This window comes from Salipaludibacillus sp. CUR1 (genome assembly GCF_021028955.1).
Taxonomy (GTDB): domain Bacteria; phylum Bacillota; class Bacilli; order Bacillales; family Salisediminibacteriaceae; genus Salipaludibacillus.
Genome location: NZ_JAIWPE010000055.1, coordinates 1 through 17739, shown reverse-complemented (window position 1 = coordinate 17739; position 17739 = coordinate 1). Strand labels below are relative to the sequence as shown.

Annotated in this window: 15 protein-coding genes and 1 pseudogene; 11 read left to right on the top strand and 5 right to left on the bottom strand. The window is 42.2% G+C overall.

Features of this window, described 5'->3' with window-relative positions:
• From K8O68_RS11315 to K8O68_RS11305, 3 genes and pseudogenes are all read left to right on the top strand, one after another.
• Positions 1 to 267, top strand: a pseudogene (locus tag K8O68_RS11315) (hypothetical protein); the annotation flags it as partial.
• A gap of 412 nt (positions 268 to 679) precedes the next feature.
• The gene (locus K8O68_RS11310) at positions 680 to 1849 is read left to right on the top strand and encodes a M20 metallopeptidase family protein (protein ID WP_230896999.1); all 1170 of its coding nucleotides are present in this window, start codon (positions 680 to 682) and stop codon (positions 1847 to 1849) included.
• Positions 1850 to 1975: 126 nt separating this feature from the next.
• A complete protein-coding gene (locus K8O68_RS11305) occupies positions 1976 to 2869 on the top strand; it encodes an ROK family protein (protein WP_230896998.1) in 894 nt (297 codons plus the stop codon).
• A 3-nt stretch (positions 2870 to 2872) separates the two neighbouring features.
• Here K8O68_RS11305 and K8O68_RS11300 read toward each other — a convergent pair whose 3' ends face one another.
• A complete protein-coding gene (locus K8O68_RS11300; protein ID WP_230896997.1) occupies positions 2873 to 3601 on the bottom strand; it encodes a MurR/RpiR family transcriptional regulator in 729 nt (242 codons plus the stop codon).
• A gap of 265 nt (positions 3602 to 3866) precedes the next feature.
• On the opposite strand from K8O68_RS11300, the gene K8O68_RS11295 reads away from it, so the two are divergent.
• On the top strand, positions 3867 to 5189 hold the full coding sequence (locus K8O68_RS11295; RefSeq protein WP_230896996.1) for a 6-phospho-beta-glucosidase: 1323 nt from the start codon (positions 3867 to 3869) through the stop codon (positions 5187 to 5189).
• 335 nt (positions 5190 to 5524) lie between these two features.
• Here the strand turns inward: K8O68_RS11295 and K8O68_RS11290 are convergent, their stop codons facing one another.
• Positions 5525 to 5899, bottom strand: a complete 375-nt coding sequence (locus tag K8O68_RS11290) for a hypothetical protein (protein WP_230896995.1) — start codon at positions 5897 to 5899, stop codon at positions 5525 to 5527.
• Positions 5900 to 6054: 155 nt separating this feature from the next.
• Between K8O68_RS11290 and K8O68_RS11285 the strand changes: the two genes are divergently transcribed.
• Positions 6055 to 6963, top strand: a complete 909-nt coding sequence (locus K8O68_RS11285) for a phosphatase PAP2 family protein (protein ID WP_230896994.1) — start codon at positions 6055 to 6057, stop codon at positions 6961 to 6963.
• A gap of 48 nt (positions 6964 to 7011) precedes the next feature.
• Here the strand turns inward: K8O68_RS11285 and K8O68_RS11280 are convergent, their stop codons facing one another.
• The 3 genes from K8O68_RS11280 to K8O68_RS11270 form a co-directional block, all read right to left on the bottom strand.
• The gene (locus K8O68_RS11280) at positions 7012 to 7323 is read right to left on the bottom strand and encodes a peroxiredoxin family protein (RefSeq protein ID WP_370640521.1); all 312 of its coding nucleotides are present in this window, start codon (positions 7321 to 7323) and stop codon (positions 7012 to 7014) included.
• 9 nt (positions 7324 to 7332) lie between these two features.
• Positions 7333 to 7530 (bottom strand): hypothetical protein, encoded by a 198-nt coding sequence (locus K8O68_RS11275; RefSeq protein ID WP_230896992.1) that lies wholly within the window; start codon positions 7528 to 7530, stop codon positions 7333 to 7335.
• Between the two features lie 176 nt (positions 7531 to 7706).
• Positions 7707 to 9812 carry a catalase gene (locus tag K8O68_RS11270; RefSeq protein WP_230897000.1) on the bottom strand — a complete coding sequence of 702 codons (2106 nt, stop codon included), beginning with the start codon at positions 9810 to 9812 and terminating at the stop codon, positions 7707 to 7709.
• 655 nt (positions 9813 to 10467) lie between these two features.
• On the opposite strand from K8O68_RS11270, the gene K8O68_RS11265 reads away from it, so the two are divergent.
• The 6 genes from K8O68_RS11265 (at position 10468) to K8O68_RS11240 (ending at position 17457) form a co-directional block, all read left to right on the top strand.
• Positions 10468 to 12150 carry a SulP family inorganic anion transporter gene (locus K8O68_RS11265; RefSeq protein ID WP_230896991.1) on the top strand — a complete coding sequence of 561 codons (1683 nt, stop codon included), beginning with the start codon at positions 10468 to 10470 and terminating at the stop codon, positions 12148 to 12150.
• A 231-nt stretch (positions 12151 to 12381) separates the two neighbouring features.
• Positions 12382 to 13575: an FAD/NAD(P)-binding oxidoreductase gene (locus K8O68_RS11260; protein WP_230896990.1), complete on the top strand. Its 1194-nt coding sequence runs from the start codon at positions 12382 to 12384 to the stop codon at positions 13573 to 13575.
• Positions 13576 to 13614: 39 nt separating this feature from the next.
• Positions 13615 to 14163: a hypothetical protein gene (locus K8O68_RS11255; RefSeq protein ID WP_230896989.1), complete on the top strand. Its 549-nt coding sequence runs from the start codon at positions 13615 to 13617 to the stop codon at positions 14161 to 14163.
• An 88-nt stretch (positions 14164 to 14251) separates the two neighbouring features.
• Positions 14252 to 15673 carry an MBL fold metallo-hydrolase gene (locus tag K8O68_RS11250; protein ID WP_230896988.1) on the top strand — a complete coding sequence of 474 codons (1422 nt, stop codon included), beginning with the start codon at positions 14252 to 14254 and terminating at the stop codon, positions 15671 to 15673.
• A gap of 123 nt (positions 15674 to 15796) precedes the next feature.
• The gene (locus K8O68_RS11245) at positions 15797 to 16828 is read left to right on the top strand and encodes an ATP-binding protein (protein WP_230896987.1); all 1032 of its coding nucleotides are present in this window, start codon (positions 15797 to 15799) and stop codon (positions 16826 to 16828) included.
• Positions 16825 to 17457, top strand: a complete 633-nt coding sequence (locus tag K8O68_RS11240; protein ID WP_230896986.1) for a response regulator — start codon at positions 16825 to 16827, stop codon at positions 17455 to 17457. Before K8O68_RS11245 ends, K8O68_RS11240 begins: the two co-directional genes overlap by 4 nt.
• The last annotated feature ends 282 nt before the right edge of the window (positions 17458 to 17739 follow it).

Here is a 17739-nt window from a genome sequence, read left to right as displayed (position 1 = left end):
GGATTTCTGAAGGCTAATTTGCATTTCACGAGAATGTCAGTGAGAGGCAAAGACAAGGTTAATAATGAAATAGGGTTCGCACTTATGGCGGTGAACTTAAGGAAGTACACCGCAAGAAAGGGCCCTAAACATTTTTATAATCAAACAAAAAGCTTCCGACCATCATTTATGATAATCGGAAGCTTTTTTTACTTTTCAGAGACCGTTATGTCCCAGCCTCTTTTCGTTTTTACTGAAAAAGAAGAGGAACTAAGAATAAGGCAGTGATTTCAGGCCGCCAGGCGGACGCTTGCCCAGGGGCTTGTCTTCAGTTAAATTCAACTCAGCATGGAGCTTCGTTGAATTGGATCTTCAGACTGCGCTTAACCCCTGTGGCGTCGCCGCCTTCTGTCCTTCTATCAAAAAGCAGAGGCTATTTATAATTGGTAAAACCAATAGTAACCCACCTTATAAGATGTCTGATAAAAATTATTGTTCGTCCTTTACAAACTTGTCTTTAGTTTTGTCTCAGCCTCTTTCGCTTTTACAGACACAGAAGAGGAACTAAGAATAAAGGTAGTGATTTCAGGGCGTCAGGTGGACGCTTGCTCAGAGGCTTGTCCTTTTAATCTGCCGTTCACTCTCTTGATCCTTATTATGATAGGATACAAGTAACGATAGTGAGAGTGAGGGATGCTTTGTGGCCAGTAATTATGAATTACCTTCTGAATTAAAAGAGTGGATTATCAAGCAGCGGAGATATCTGCACCAATACCCCGAATTATCCCACTGTGAAGTTAAAACCCGTCAATATATTAGAGAGCAATTAGAGCAAATGAACCTTAGACCGGTTTCTTATACAGGCAAAGATGTAGTCGCTGATCTTAAAGGAAGCAGTACTGGACCTGTCATTGCAGTCAGGGCTGATATGGATGCGCTTGAAGTTGAGGAAGAAACAGGACTTCCTTTTGCATCTGAAATTCCGGGTGTTATGCATGCCTGCGGACATGATGGCCACATGGCTATTGTGCTGGGGGTGGCCAAACATTTATCTCGTCATCCGGAAATGGTCAACGGAACAGTCAGATTTATATTTCAGCATGCAGAAGAAACTGTTCCTGGCGGTGCGGAAGAATTGGTAAAAGCGGGAGTGTTGGACGGGGTATCCGCCATTCTGGGCTGCCACCTGTGGGAGCCGCTCCCTAAGGATAAAACAGGTTTTCTGGGAGGCCCGGTTATGGCAGGCGCTGACAGATTCTCAATCTCTGTCCAGGGCAAGGGCGGACACGGCTCTATGCCGCATTTAACTGTCGACCCTGTCCTTATTTCTACTCATGCCATTCAGCAGTTATACCACATTGTAAGCAGGCAGGTCGCACCTTATTATCCCGCCGTATTGAGCATTGGAGAATTAAAAATGGGGTCTGCTTATAACATTATCCCGGACAAAGCATATTTCTCAGGAACGGTCCGCTACTTCAACCATGAAGTACAAAAGCTATTTCAAAAGAATATAAAGCAGATCATGGAAGGTGTTTGCACTTCTTTCGGCGCGTCATATGATTTCAGTTACGACATCGGCGAACCGCCGCTTATTAACGATGAGTCACTCATCAGTTTTGTAAAAAAACAGGCTGAAGACGTTTTACCATCCGAAAAAATAGTTCAGGCCCAGCAAAGCCTCGGCGGTGAAGATTTTGCCTATTATTCCAACGAAATTCCAGCCGCTTATTTCTTCCTTGGAATAGGTGAGACGGGCAAAACATACGGCCACCACCACCCTAAATTTGATATTGACGAAGATATGATGGCAGTGGGGACAGAAATTCTGCTCAGATCCACAGTCAATTTCCTGAAAACTAATCAGTAAAACACTGTGTTCCTCTTAAGGAACACGTTTCTTTTTAACTGACTTTATTCCTTTTTAAACTATATCTATTTACTGCAGACCAATAACAAGGAATACTTAAATTATAAATTTGGGCGGGGGACGACTATGAGATTACAACACTATCTGTCACTTGATATAGGAGGTACAGATGTTAAATGGGGAATTTTAACTTCTGAAGGAGGGATCATAAAAAAAGACAGTTTCCCTTCCAAAGCAGACGGGGCAACTATTTTGGCAGGCATTAAAGAAATCATTTCTGATAACTATCAGGAGATCTGCGGTGTCGCCATCAGCATGCCCGGATTTATAAATCCTGAATCAGGTTTTATTGAAAAAGGCGGCGCCATCGTTGCCTTTGACAAGTTCAATTTGGCAAGCGCTCTGAATGAGGAGTTTAGTTTACCGGTCTCCATAGAAAACGATGTTAACTGTGTAGCCCTGGCCGAGAAATGGCTGGGTAATGGGCAGAACCTTTCAGACTTTATTTGTTTAACTGTAGGCACCGGGATTGGAGGGGCACTTATTTTAAACAATCAGTTGTACAGGGGGAATGCCTTCCGCGGCGGAGAATTTGGATATATGATCACTCACGGGATCCAAATGACCACCCCTCTTAAAGGCAGCCTGCACCAAGCTGCCTCGTTGTACAGCCTTCGGAAAAAATACGCAAACTACCATTCACTCCCTGCCAGTAAAGTGACAGGGGAAATGGTTTTCCAGTCTTATGATGCAGGAGACCCTGCAGCCGAACAGATAGTTTCCAGTTTTTATCAAAACTTAGCTATTGGTATATATAATGTTGCCTCAGTTTTAGACCCGCAAAAAGTGCTGATCGGAGGGGGAATCACCTCCCGGCCGACTTTCCTGAAAGAAGTGAAACACCACCTTTCATATATTGATCAGGTCTTTAATATCGAAATAGAGACATGCCATTTTAAGAACAATGCCGGCATGATAGGGGCATTGGCCTTTCATATTGAAAAATACGGAAGCGGATAACCTTTAATCCTTCACTTTTTCAAAAGTGACTCTGCCGAGTGTTTCAATTAAATAAAGCACTGGAAGCTGTGTCGTTATATTAGCCGTATCGTTAAACTCTGTGCTGATATAGTAGGCTAAGGAATAATCGGCGATCTGGGCAGCGGTACACGTCTTTGTATTAGTAATACTTACGATGGCCGCTCCCTCTTCTTTCAGATTATGCATCTGGGAAATGATATGAGGGGTCTCACCGGAAACCGAGAGGACGATCGCTATACTGTCTTTGATTTGTTTTCCGTGAATCGGAAAGAAAGGATCATTTATAGCGGAAGAAAATTTATTCAGGCTCGAGAAATACCGTGCGCCATATTCCGCCAGAATACCTGAGCTTCCAGTACCGAGAAACACTACATGCTCGGCCTCAGCTACCTTTTCAGCAATCTCATTAATTTGAGACTGGTAATCTGTTTTCAACGTCCTCTCCAGAAATTCATTCATCGTTTCATACGACTCGTTAAGCGGAGCTTTACCGGACTCCTGCAGATAAAGTTTAAGTTTCGTTTTGAATTCTGAATATCCTTCACAATCAAGTTTATTGCAAAAGCGCAAAATAGAAGTAGGAGAAACATGGGTTGCTTCAGCAAGTTCCCTTATTCGCATATAGATCACTTTTTCACCATGAGAAAGTATGTACTGATATAATCGTGAATCTAATTCTGAGAAACGTGACAGCTGCTCAGCTGTAAACATAGGCATCTTCCTTTTTAACAAGCTTTAAATTTTATTGATTATGGTAATGACAGTCCAATAATCACCGGGAAGACGGGTTTAGACGAATGTGGGCCGCTTCAGGGTAACTGCCTTTGGAACCCGCAAAACGCCTGGGCCTCTCCCCTGTTAGTAAAAAGGGAAAAGTTCAAGGTTATCGACGGCTTTGAAAAATCTTTATAAAATTCTTTACCAACCTATTATACAAAATCATTAATCCAAAAGAAAAATATAAGGAGTGTTATTTATGACAGAAAAGCAAGGATTAAAAATTGCCACAATTGGCGGAGGATCGAGCTACACCCCTGAACTGATTGAAGGATTTATTAAACGGTATGATACCCTTCCAGTCAGGGAACTCTGGCTCGTGGATATTCCAGCCGGAAAGGAAAAATTAAACATTGTAGGAAACCTTGCGAAACGCATGGTAAAAGAAGCTGGGGTCCCTATGGAAATTCATTTGACTCTGGACCGGGAAGAAGCTTTAAAAGATGCTGACTACGTTACGACCCAGTTTCGCGTCGGGTTACTTGATGCCCGTGCGAAAGACGAAAGAATTCCATTAAAATACGATGTGATTGGACAGGAAACAAACGGTCCCGGCGGCCTTTTCAAAGGACTGCGCACAATCCCTGTTATTCTGGATATTATAGCCGATATGGAGAGGTTATGCCCCGAAGCCTGGCTGATCAACTTTACTAATCCCGCTGGTATGGTTACAGAAGCGATTTACCGCCATTCAAACTGGAGGAAGGTCGTCGGCCTGTGCAATGTACCTGTAGGGATGAAAATGGGAGTCGCTAAAGCCCTTGATGTAAAACCCGAACGCGTTCACGTCGATTTTGCGGGGCTGAATCATATGGTTTTCGGACTGGATATTTACTTGGACGGAGAATGCATCACTGAAGAAGTCATTGAAAAAATAACTTCCGAAGGGTCTTCTATGACTATGAAAAATATTGTGGATTTAGGATGGGAACCGGACTTCCTGAAAGCTTTAAAGCTGCTCCCTTGCCCTTACCACAGATACTATTATAAAACGTCGGACATGCTCGCCGAAGAGAAAAAAGATGCCGAAGAAAAAGGAACACGGGCAGAAGTGGTGCAGAAACTCGAGAGGGAATTGTTTGAGCTTTATAAGGACGTAAATCTGAACAAGAAACCTGAACAGCTCGAAAAACGCGGAGGAGCCTATTACAGTGACGCAGCCTGCAATCTGATCGAATCGATTCACAACGACCGGGGCGATGTTCAGCCTGTTAATACACTTAACAGGGGAGCTATAGCAAGTATTCCGGACGACTCTGCGGTGGAAGTCAATTGTATGATTACTAAAAGCGGTCCCAAACCTGTTGCAGTGGGTGACCTGCCTGTCCCTGTACGTGGACTTGTCCAGCAGATTAAATCCTTTGAACGGGTGGCAGCCGAAGCAGCGGTCACAGGAAACTACCAAACTGCCCTGCTTGCTATGACGATTAATCCTCTCGTACCTTCTGATATTATCGCCAGGCAGATTTTAGATGAGATGCTTGAAGCACATAAAGAGAATCTTCCTCAATTTAATCAATAATTTTACGACTGCAAGCGGACCGCCCCAAGAACAGGGCGGTCCATTTTATTCAGGTCATCGAGGTTTCTGCCTTATAAATTTTATCTTCTGCCGTATAAGTGTGAGATTCTACCGTATAAAACCACTACTCTACCGGATAAATGAGGAACTCTACCGTATAAAATCATTACTCTACCGTATAATTGCGGTACTCTACCGTATAAAATCACCACTCTACCATATAACATTTTTCGACAAATCCCGCCGCCTGCCGGAACTCTCCCCTTTCCCACTCTTCTCCCTTTCTCCGTATAAAAAAGCCCTCTGCTTAGAGCAAAGAGCTTTTTAATATCCGGTTAATCTTCACTGTTCCCGTCCACAACATTTTCATCAATATATGCTTCTTCTGTTTGTCTTAACTCGTTCATTGCTTCATCTACATTGTTTTTATCGACTTCGAACTCAAGAACGTGGCTAAAGTCTTTTTTTTTATCGCTGGTAATCATTTCCTTCAGTTTATCTACTCCACCGCCGACTGCTGCCGGATTTCCTGGCGCAGCGTAACCAGAATTTCCTGAATTAAGCGCCGGTAAAAGAACCAGCCTGCCTGAACTGCCCTCATCCGGTATTTTATCCACTAAAACATTAGATACATTCACTTTTCTTAAACGTGCAGCTGCTTTTTCCGCTCCATCTTCAGATTTGAAATAAGCTAGGATTTTTTGAGTCATTGTGAACAACCCTTTCCCTTTTGGCATTTTTTATCCTTTTCCCTTTCAAACCTGTTAATAAACAGCTCCCCGCTTAAATGGCTTTTTTTAAAAAAGGATATATTTAAATAATGTCGAATTGGTAAAAGATGTTTTAAATGGGAGGAGTCCGATAGATGACCGAAACGCACATACTTATTGAATTTACGAAACTTCAGCACCCTGTATTAGATTTACTCGCTTCACTGTTCACTTTTTTAGGAAATGAAGAATTTTATTTTCTTATTATACCGTTAATCTACTGGTGTTTTTCCGCAAAAACCGGTTTTCGGCTGTTTTATATTTTCCTTTTATCGGTCTATATTAATTCATTTTTGAAGATAACTGTAGCTGTTGAAAGGCCCATTGGCACAGAGGGAGTCAATTCTATTTTTATATCGTCTGCTGAAGTAGGAAGCCATTATCCTTATGATTCTTTCCCGAGCGGACATGCCCAAGGGTCCGCAACACTATGGGGTTATTTAGCAGCAGTGGTTCGCCGCAAATGGTTTACAGCCGCCGCACTCTTTCTGATCTTATCCATTTCACTTTCAAGACTTTACAGCGGACTTCACTGGCCGTCAGACATTGTCGCAGGTCTTATTCTTGGGGGGCTTGTTGTATCAGCAGGAATTTTTGTCCAAAAAAGAATCATTTACTTGCCCGGTTACCTTAAGTGGATTTTAGGGCTGGTCCTTCCGTTCCTTCTGGTAATTATCTTCCCTGAAGAAGAAGGAATGAAATATGCAGGTATCTTATTGGGAGCAGGAATCGGCTATTTCATTCAGGAAAGAGCTGTCAATATGCAAATTGATGACAGGGTATGGCGCAGAATTGCCGCCTTTATACTGGGCATAACAGTGACCTTCACCTTACAGTCAGGGTTAAAAGCTTACTTTCCCGATACTGTTTTATTTGATTTCATCCGTTACGGGGTGATTGGTATATGGATTACGCTTGCCGCTCCTTTCCTATTTATGAAGACGGGGCTGTATAAAAGAAAGTCCCCTTTTTCTATTCCTCCAGATTATGTTTTTTTCCGATAATAAAAGCCGTCCTTAAACCGTAAAAATACGGCAGGACGGCTTTCTTATCTACAGATCTTCCAGTGTTTCCATTATTTCATCCCTGTTTTCTCCAACAAGATAATCTGATTCTGTAACGGCACTGTTTGTTTCCGGGTTTACTGCCGTGTAGCCGCGGTAAATCGCCTGGCTGTCCATATCTATAAAACCAAATTCTGTTCCAAATTCAAATTGCTCATCTGTTAAAATATCGAAGTCAAGTCCTTCGCCTTCCACGACCATCCTGTGGCCCTGGGGGTCACTTGGACTAACTCCGTAAACACTGTAGCCCATGGCTTCGATCTCTTCTATATACGGGTTCAGCTCAACTAGCTGAGATATACAGAGTCCTCAGTCGACACCTGTAAAGTAAAGGTAAAGGGCTTTCTCACCTTCCTGGAGCACCTCTGTTTCTTCAAAGTCTGTATTTAACAGAGTCATATCATAATCTCCAGGGTTATAATCTCCTGACTCTTCATTTGTTCCGCATGCTGCCAAAAGAAAAACAACAGACATAGTCAAAACTGTTCCAATTAATAATTGCTTCATCTTAGTCCCTCCTCCCATTTATTGCATTTCCTCCTAGGATACCACTTAATGGGGGCAATCAAAAGAACTTCTTAACCTTAATTAAACGATCCAGTTAAAGAAATGAACTGCATGTCCAGTCCTTCAAACTGGATGCAGTTCATAACATTACGTGCATTATAAGAAGCAAAGGTGTCTCAGCCGCTGATTTTAGTGTCCTGTTTTTCCCTCATCCAGTGACGGTGCTGCGCAATAGCGTTCGTGAATTCCTGGTTAAAAGCATTTAAATCAGGCGCATTGACCACTTTTACGACCCCAAGGTCTGAGTGAACTGTTCCATCTTGAGGAGCATCTGCCAACATCGGCTGTTGAATGTTTGAAGCGGTTAATAATTCAACGCCTTCATTCACAGCTCCTATCGTTTTGGCGTGGAAAAATGTGTCACTTACAAATTCTTTTGGATCTTTAAGCCCTTTTAATTTATCCGTTGACATTCTTCCTCCAGGGATAAAGAGAGCATCGTACATAATGGCTGCGGTAGTTGCATAACTTTTAGTAACTTCAAGCTGCTGGCCATGTTCACCCGTCATCATTCCCTGTTTCTCACTGATTAATTCCGCTGTCACTCCCGCACCTGCTAAAGCAGTCATCACCTCTGTCACATGGTTATAGTTAAAACCTTCTTCAATCAGAATAGCCACTTTACGCGTTTGGGCACTTTTGACTGTTTTTTCCTGGCTCACTGCCGGTGAAGAAGCCGTCACTCCTGTGCCTCCCGGGCTTTCAGGCGGGTTAACACCGATCCCTTCAGCAATTTGCCTTGCAAGATAACCATCCACATTGTTAAACATATCAACCACGCGCTGTTTAATCTGCTTGTCCCGTACGCTCCCCACTTCAAAATGGAATGCTTTAATAATATGCTGCTTTTCAGCCTCGGACATGCTATTCCAGAAAAGTGTCGCCTGACGGAAATGATCTGCGAAACTGCCGCTTCGTTTACGGACTTTTTGCCCCTCCACCTTTTCAGCATAGTGGGTAAATCCGTTGTCTTCATCCGAAGCAGGTATTGGTGAGTTATTTCTTAAAGAGTTAGGTGAATAACTCACTTCACCCCGATCAATACTTCTCCGGTGGAAGCCGTCCCGCTGATTATTATTTACCGGTGCAATTGGACGGTTAATTGGAATTTCATGAAAGTTAGGCCCGCTCAGTCTGAGAAGCTGAGTATCAGTATAAGAGAAGAGACGGCCCTGCAGCAAAGGATCATTACTGAAATCAATTCCCGGAACCACGTGTCCCGCATGAAATGCGACTTGTTCGGTCTCAGCAAAGAAATTATCCTGATTTCTGTTTAGAGTCATTTTACCAATCAGCCTTACGGGACTGATCTCTTCAGGCCAGAATTTAGTTGGATCCAGAATATCAAAATCAAATTTAAATTCATCTTCTTCATCGATCATTTGCACGCCAAGTTCATACTCAGGGAAATTACCCATATTGATCGCTTCCCATAAATCCCGGCGATGGTAATCCGGGTCTTTTCCAGCAAGTTTCTGGGCTTCATCCCATACAAGGGAATGTACCCCTAACTTGGGTTTCCAGTGGAACTTGACAAATCGCGCTTTTCCTTCTTCATTGACAAACCTGAACGTGTTGACTCCGAAGCCTTCCATCATCCGGTAGCTTCTTGGAATTCCTCTGTCTGAAAGAAGCCACATGATCATATGGGCGGTTTCTGTATTACTAACGACAAAATCCCAGAACGTATCGTGGGCAGCCGAGGCCTGAGGGATCTCATTATGGGGCTCCGGCTTAATAGAATGTACCACGTCAGGAAATTTTATAGCATCCTGGATAAAGAAAACCGGAATATTGTTTGCGACTAAGTCGTAATTGCCTTCTTCTGTGTAAAACTTAGTAGCAAATCCTCGTACATCACGGACAGTATCCGCAGAACCCCGGGAGCCTACTACCGTAGAAAAGCGCACGAATACTGGTGTCTTTTTAGAAGGCTCCTGTAAAAACTTAGCTTTTGTAAATTCCTTCATGGTCTCATATACCTCAAATTCTCCATGAGCCCCAAATCCTCTGGCGTGAACGACACGTTCAGGGATCCGCTCATGGTCAAAATGGGTCATTTTTTCCCGAAAATGAAAATCTTCCATTAAGGTAGGGCCCCTGTCTCCCGCTTTTAGGGAATCATCTGTATTGGTCACCCTGACTCCCTGATTCGTGGTTAACTTTGTATTCCTGTGATCCACCCGGTATTGCTCCAATTGCTGATTCTTCTGGTTATCCATGCCTGGCTGGTCGTTGTTGTCCACTGTTTATACCTCCTTATGTTCTTTTTCTTAATGGCTCTGTTATACTTTGATTTTCGTTTCAGAAAGCTCGCTTTTCCTCACAGAGGACAGGCCGCGGGCAGTTCGGGAGCCTCCTCGGCGCAAAGCCCCTGCGAGGTCTCCTATGAATCCGTTTTTCCCGCCGGAGTCTCGCCCCTTCCGCTACAATCAACCTCTGATTTTAGTAAACAGTTGCCCTTAATACAGCCTTCTTATTGAACTGCTGATTAGTACTGCATTGGAAACGCTGGAAATGTATTTAACATGTAGTCTTTTCCCTGGCGTTTTTTTTATTCAATACGAATAATGAGCGGCAGCCATAAAGAAGAGCACACTATTTTCAGTGCGCCGGCCGGGCGATAGCTATTAGTTCCTAATGCAATCAGTCCATTGGGAAAATAAGGGGATCTCCTGATGTCTTTCTCCTGGGCCCTCTTTTATGATAAAAAGTAATGATTTTCTGTTCATTCCCTTAAAGAATGAATTCCTGCGTTCACTTTTTAAACTAAAATACTTAAAAAATTGCACATTAGTTCAAACTCGTTTGACTGTTCAACCGGGTGTAATCCAACGGTATTAGTATTGAATTCATTGTTAAAGGGGACATAAAAAGATGATTAAACGCTTTGTACCTGCAGTTGATTGGTTGTCAAACTATAAGAGGAGCGATTTTTCAGGAGATTTCCAAGCCGGCCTGATAGTTGCTATTATGCTGATTCCTCAAGGCATGGCCTATGCTATGCTTGCCGGGCTCCCTCCTGTTGTCGGTTTATACGCTTCGACAATTCCTTTGATTCTTTACGCGCTGTTAGGCACCTCCCGTCAATTATCAGTAGGCCCCGTAGCTATGGTTTCCCTTCTTGTCCTAACAGGCGTCTCAACAGTTGCTGACCCGGGAGCAGAGGAATACATAAGCTTAGTTATCCTGCTCATGCTGATGATTGGTATTATTCAATTATTAATGGGATTATTTAAATTGGGATTTATAGTGAACTTTATTTCCCATGCAGTCATTAGCGGCTTCACTTCTGCCGCTGCTATTATTATTGGAGTCAGTCAATTAGGCCATTTATTCGGATTTGATTTCAATGGAGGAAATAACATCATCCTGAAAATAATTGAAGCAATACAGCGAACAGGGGACATTCATCCTGCCAGCTTCTTAATAGGAACTGTAAGTATTCTGCTTCTCCTCCTCATGAAGAAACTTTCACCGAAAATACCAGCTCCTCTGATTGTTGTCTTTTTCATGATTGTAGTTGTTAAAGTTTTCGGGTTAAACGAAGATGGAGTTAAAATTGTAGGTCATGTGCCTGATGGACTGCCTATATTTTCTATTCCTAATATAAGTTTTGATTTAATACTGACTCTGCTTCCAATAGCCGTGACTATCTCCCTGATTGGATTTATGGAATCCATTGCCATGGCCAAAATGATCGCCTCAAAAGAAAAATACAAAATTATTCCTAATAAAGAATTAATTGCTTTGGGCACAGCGAATATAGGCGGGTCATTTTTTTCTGCCTATCCTGTTACAGGAGGTTTTTCCCGATCTGCTGTTAACTATCAGTCCGGGGCCAACACGCCGCTGGCCAGTATTATAAGCGCTGGAATAATATTAATTTCTTTGTTGTTTTTTACAGACCTTTTCTATTTTTTGCCTAATCCTGTTTTAGCCGCAATTATATTAGTTGCGGTCTACAGTTTGATTGATTTTAAAGAATTGAAACACTTATTTAAAGTGAGCCGGATAGACGGGTGGGTCTGGCTGACCACCTTTACGGGAACTTTGGTACTGGGAATTGAAGAAGGAATCCTTCTCGGAATCGCCTTTTCATTACTAATTTTAATTATCAAAAGTGCTTTCCCCTACATTACTGAATTAGGTTTTTCTGAAAAAAGCAAAGAATATGAAGATATTCAAGTAAGGACTGAAGCGAAAGTCAGCCCCGGTTCAGTCGTTGTAAGAATCGATTCCTCTTTATACTTTGCTAACGCTCCATATTTGGAGGAGAAGTTAATTAAAATGAAGGGGAACTTAAATGGGGTGAAGCGGGTCATCCTTGATTTCAGAGGTGTTAATTATATTGATGCAACTGCTATTCACAGCTTGGAAGACATTATCGAAGAATACCAGTCTGATCAAATACCTGTCGTTTTTACAAACATAAAAGACGCTGTTCAAGATAAATTTAAGAAGGCTGGTTGGGATAAAAAATGGAGGCAGCCTTATCAGTATATATCGATCGAACACGCTTTAACCTCAATCGAAGATAAAAAACAAAGAAAAGTTTGAGTTACAAGTTAACAGGTTTAAAACAAACCACTTCTCCAGTCTCATAAGACAGGAAAAGTGGTTTTTATTAGGAATGATTTTATAAACCATAATTGAAAGCGTTAACAAAACTAAGGGAATTTCCGGATGGTATGTTCACAGAATTGACATTATTATAACCTTATAAACATTATTAACACTTTGTTAACAGTAAAAACACTTTGAAATTATAAACATGAGGAGGAACGGGCAATGAAATCTCACTTCAGAATTTTAATTATTGGAGCAGGAAGCGCCGGAATCAGTGTCGCGTCACGTTTATTGCGTCATTCAAGTGCTTTTAAGCATGATATCGCCTTAATCGATCCGGCTGAGCATCATTTTTATCAGCCGCTTTGGACACTCGTTGGAGGAGGCGCTGCAAAGAAAGAATTCTCAAAACGAGAAATGGAATCAGTCATTCCATTTGGCACTCACCACATCCAGCAATCTGTCATTGCATTTGACCCGGATAACAATCAAGTAAGAACAGAGGAAGGGCAAATAATCAGTTATGAATTTCTTGTTGTGGCTCCTGGTATTGAAATTAACTGGGACGGCATTAAAGGGCTGAAAGAGACGCTTGGAAAAAATGGTGTATGCAGCAACTATTCCTACGAACACGTGGATTACACATGGGAAACGATCCGGAATTTCAAAGGAGGAAAAGCTGTTTTTACTCATCCGAATTCTCCTGTTAAATGCGGGGGCGCTCCTCAAAAAATAATGTATTTAGCAGAGGAAGCATTCAGCCTTCATGGGGTTCGAAATCAAACGGAAGTAACGTTTAACTCTGCTAACCCGGGGATCTTTGACGTAGAAGAGTATAAACGGGCTTTAGAAGGCGTTATTGACCGGAAACAAATAAAAACCAACTTCAGAACAAACCTGACTGAAGTACGTGGGGAAGAGAAAGAAGCTGTTTTTGAAAACCTTGATACAGGAGAAACGTTTACAACATCTTTTGACATGATACACGTCACACCTCCCATGCGCGCGCCTTCTTTTCTGGCAGACAGCCCGTTAGCTGGTGAAGGCGGCTGGGTCGACGTGCACAAACACACACTTCAGCATGCGAAATATGCGAATGTCTTCGGCCTTGGTGATGCCAGCAACCTGCCAACCTCAAAAACAGGAGCAGCGATTCGCAAACAAGCACCTGTGGTAGCAAATAACATATTATCGCTTTTAAAAGGCTCACCTATGGAAGCGTTTTATGACGGATACAGTTCCTGCCCAATCGTTACCGGCTACCGATCCTTAATTTTAGCTGAATTTGATTACTTTAAAATGCCTAAAGAATCGATGCCTTTTAATCAGGCGAAAGAGCGCCAAAGTATGTACCACTTGAAAAAAGACTTTCTTCCAATCATTTACTGGAACGGAATGCTGAAAGGTGTTATGTAACCGGATCCGGACCCCTACCCATAAAAAGGAGTGAATGCAATGACAAGGCAGGCAGAAGGACACGAACCACGCTGGGCTGAAACGATGGAACATCCTGAAGTTCAGGAGTCTATGACGTATTTGCTGCGTAAGCTGCCTGAAATACAGGCTGCTGTAGAATCGCTCGATCAAATTGTTCAGTTTGGCCAGCAGACATTTCAAGATCGTAAATCAATGGATTATCTGGAGGACCAGATCAGTCTGTCTTCGATAGACCAGGAAAGTATAGAAGCATTAGTAAAGTTAATAGGAAAAATGCCAGTATTACTTAAGCTGGTTGAACGAATTGAAGAGATGGCAACTTTTGCTGAAAGTGTCTGGAATGACCGGGAATCGCTCGCCTATATGTCTTCTTCAATCGGCCAGAACACTCTAACCCAAAAAGGCAAAGAGCTTTGGGAAAAAGCCGACCACATTCAAGCTTTAGCTGAGCAAAACAAGGATGAACATATTTCGATCTTTACAGTAATGAAATGGATGAAAGATCCGAGTGTTCAAAAGAGCTTGCGGTACGCAAAAGCGACTCTTCAGGTTATGAATAATAAATAAGCAGAAATTTCCTTAAGCGGCTTCTGTTAAAGGCGCGCCTTCAATAATTAACACTGACTGAACAAATTATATTAAGGAGAGTTTTAACATGTTATTGAAATATTTTTACGATAAGAAGTTAGCACAGGCATCATACATGGTGGGTTGTCAGGCAAAAGGAGAAGCGGTTATTGTTGATCCTGCAAGGGATATAACTCCTTATCTGGAAGCAGCGGAAACAGAAGATTTGAAGATCGTAGGCGCTTTAGAAACACATATACATGCTGATTATGTTTCAGGGGCCCGTGAAATGGCTGAAAGGCTTAATGCCCAGCTTTATATATCAGATGAAGGGGATGAAAATTGGAAATATGAGTATGTGAATGGACTCCCTCATCAGCTTTTAAAAGACGGTGATCGTTTCCAAATTGGAAATTTATCGTTTGAGGTGATGCATACACCAGGCCATACGCCAGAAAGCATTTCTTTTTTACTGACTGATGGCGGAGCTCAAGCCAATGAACCTATAGGAATTTTTACGGGAGATTTTGTTTTCGCAGGAGACATCGGCCGTCCTGACCTGCTTGAGAAAGCAGCTGGTATTAAAGGGACTTCTTTATCTGGCGCCTATGATATGTTTCACTCATTAGAACGTTTTAAATCATTACCTGATTTCCTGCAAGTGTGGCCCGCTCATGGAGCAGGAAGTGCATGCGGAAAATCCTTGGGCGCTGTCCCCTCATCTACGACAGGGTATGAGAAACGCTTTAATTGGGCTTTAAAATATAAAGATAAAGAAAAGTTTGCTCACGATTTAATTGATGGCCAGCCTGAGCCTCCTTCCTACTTTGCTGTTATGAAACAGGTAAACAAAGCAGGGCCGAAACTTTTAAGTAATCTTCCCTCCCCTGAGAAACTGGAAGATATTTCTCAAATTGAAGCAAAAATTGAAAAAGGGCTCCAAGTCATCGACACACGGGACCATAAACTTTTTGCGGAGGAGCATATTCCTGGCTCGATAAATATACCATTTGGCGGCTCATTTCCTAATTGGGCTGGATGGCTCGTTGATTATGACCGCCCCCTCGCTCTTCTGACCGGCGCAGATCAATCAGTGAATGAAATTCTTACAGCCTTACACTCGGTCGGTATCGATACCACGGAAGCAGTTATGGAAGCAGAGACCGCTCTGTCTCAAGCCCGGGAAAAAGAAAGCTATCCTGAAATCCAGCCGGAAGCAGCGGAAACTAAAATTATTAAAGGAGACGTTCACCTTCTTGACGTACGTAACTTGTCTGAATATACCGAGGGCCATATAAGTGAAGCGCAGCATATTATGCTCGGGACACTGCCTGAACGCATACATGAAGTACCTGCAGGAAAGACCGTCCTTATTCAATGCGGTTCAGGTCTTCGATCGGCGATTGCCTGCAGTATATTACAGGCTAAGGGTGTAAAAGATGTTGTTAATATGGCAGGCGGTTACAATGCCTGGGTAGACCATAAGCAGTTAAAAGCTGCTGCTAATTAATATGTTTGGCTAGCAGCCAGCCGTTGCTACTGTAGTAAGCAGCGGCTGGTATATTTTTCTCTTTCCCTCAATTATCCGGTACAATAAAAGGTAAGGATAATAATAAACGAGGTGGTGGTTTTCATGAAATCTTTACAGTTGGAAGACCGTTATTTAAGGCAGATATTTGAAAACATTCAGGACGGCGTCCTGATCATGGATCATGAACGCAATATTTTAATGATGAATCCGGCAGCAAGAGATTTAACAGGCTGGCGTTTAACTGATCAGGTACCTTACTGCAAATTCTGCCAGGAGCGTGAGGTTTCTTCTGGTGAAAACCGCTGCTATTTAATAGAACAAGAAAAAGTTCCGTATTTTAAATCTCAAATGCCGACCTACCTTGGAATAAAAGTAGAAGTGGAAATGAGTACTGCTTTAATTTACGAAGATCCTGATTCCGGCTCAAAAGAGTATTTGCTTGTCTTGCGTGATCAACGGCAAAAAAAGCGTGAAGAAGAAATACGCCTCTCAAAATGGATGATTCAAAAACTCATTGAGGCAAAAGAAACTGAACATCAACGATTGGCACAGGAACTGCATGATGGCGTCGGCCAGTCTTTATACTCAATTTCTGTAGCCTTGCAGGCTATAGAGTCATTTGTAGAAGATGATCGGGTGCACCAGTATGTGCATGAAGTCCGGAATGAATTAAATCAAGTCATGGCTGATGTAAAGGCCTACTCTTCCCAGCTTCGCCCGAAAAGTCTGGACCGATTAGGGCTGGTAGCAGCTGCAGAAGAATTAATTCAAACGATGAAAAAGAATCATCCGGAGACGACATTTACTTTTTCTCATAATATGTCCTCCCGTCTTCCCGGAGACGTGGAAATTAACCTTTATCGAGTGATTCAGGAAGCTTTACATAATACTAACAAATATGCAAAAGCATCAAGCGTATATGTTAAGCTTCAAAAGACAAGTGAGGGCGTATTTTTAAATATTCGTGATAATGGTATTGGTTTTAACCCGGATGAAAACAAACATAAAGGGTTAGGAATGAAACATATGGAAGAGCGGGTAGATCAAATTGGAGGGACTTTCCGTTTACAAACTGCTGCCGGTGACGGCACATCCGTTTCTATTCACGTCCCTTTAGAGGAGGATTGGAAATGACAAAAGTGTTAGTGGTAGATGACCATTCCTTAATACGCCGTGGCATTGTCATGCTGCTGGAAGCTTATGATGACCTTAAGGTGGTCGGAGAAGCGAGTGATGGAGAAGAAGCCATGCAGCTCGCTGCAATTGAACAGCCGGATGTCATGCTCCTTGATATTTCTATGCCTGAAGGACTTGATGGTTTAACAACTGCCGAGCGTATAAAAAAAGAGTTTCCTGATATAAAAATTATTTTTCTCTCCATGCACGACGAAGAAGCTTATATAAAAAAAGCAGCGGAACTTCAAGCTGAAGGATTTATTTTGAAAAAGAGCGATCGCAGCGATATGCATGAGGCCATTAAACAGGTGATTAGCGGTAAAAGATATTATAAAGTCGGTCTCTCTGATGAACAGTTGAACAGGCTTTTTCAAAGCAGGGGAAAAAGATTCTCCATCCTTTCCATGCGGGAAAAAGAAATTGTACGCCTGTCTGTCCTTGGCTATACAAATAAACAGATTGCAGAAAGGCTCATCATTAGCCCGAAAACAGTAGAAACTCATAAGACCAATATTATGAATAAACTCGACCTTAAAAATAAAAGTGAACTTATACAATATGGTATTAAAAATTTAAATGTATTATAAAAAGATTTACAGATTGAACATGATTTAATCGCGGCACAGCTTGTGCCGCAGAAGCTCCTTCATCATATGAAACCTCCTGGCTCCTCCCTGCTCAAAAAGCCCATTAAAAATATAAAAACGACACAATTCCTCGTTGGCACGAAGAACCGCGTCGTTATAAGCGTAAGCGTCAAATAATCCCCACCTTATAATAAAGATGGGGATGAATTATGATTTAGTTATTCAGTTTTAAGAAGATAACAATCAGGCGGAAGCTCTTTCGACCAGGGAAGGCAGCTGTCT

Bases quoted from the DNA above. Each gene is read 5' to 3' on its own strand.
- K8O68_RS11265 (WP_230896991.1), top strand. From the start codon at position 10,468: ATGATTAAACGCTTTGTACCTGCAGTTGATTGGTTGTCAAACTATAAG.
- K8O68_RS11305 (WP_230896998.1), top strand. From the start codon at position 1,976: ATGAGATTACAACACTATCTGTCACTTGATATAGGAGGTACAGATGTT.
- K8O68_RS11270 (WP_230897000.1), bottom strand. From the start codon at position 9,812: ATGGATAACCAGAAGAATCAGCAATTGGAGCAATACCGGGTGGATCAC.
- K8O68_RS11260 (WP_230896990.1), top strand. From the start codon at position 12,382: ATGAAATCTCACTTCAGAATTTTAATTATTGGAGCAGGAAGCGCCGGA.
- K8O68_RS11290 (WP_230896995.1), bottom strand. From the start codon at position 5,899: ATGACTCAAAAAATCCTAGCTTATTTCAAATCTGAAGATGGAGCGGAA.
- K8O68_RS11255 (WP_230896989.1), top strand. From the start codon at position 13,615: ATGACAAGGCAGGCAGAAGGACACGAACCACGCTGGGCTGAAACGATG.
- K8O68_RS11300 (WP_230896997.1), bottom strand. From the start codon at position 3,601: ATGTTTACAGCTGAGCAGCTGTCACGTTTCTCAGAATTAGATTCACGA.
- K8O68_RS11245 (WP_230896987.1), top strand. From the start codon at position 15,797: ATGAAATCTTTACAGTTGGAAGACCGTTATTTAAGGCAGATATTTGAA.
- K8O68_RS11240 (WP_230896986.1), top strand. From the start codon at position 16,825: ATGACAAAAGTGTTAGTGGTAGATGACCATTCCTTAATACGCCGTGGC.
- K8O68_RS11250 (WP_230896988.1), top strand. From the start codon at position 14,252: ATGTTATTGAAATATTTTTACGATAAGAAGTTAGCACAGGCATCATAC.
- K8O68_RS11275 (WP_230896992.1), bottom strand. From the start codon at position 7,530: ATGAAGCAATTATTAATTGGAACAGTTTTGACTATGTCTGTTGTTTTT.
- K8O68_RS11285 (WP_230896994.1), top strand. From the start codon at position 6,055: ATGACCGAAACGCACATACTTATTGAATTTACGAAACTTCAGCACCCT.
- K8O68_RS11295 (WP_230896996.1), top strand. From the start codon at position 3,867: ATGACAGAAAAGCAAGGATTAAAAATTGCCACAATTGGCGGAGGATCG.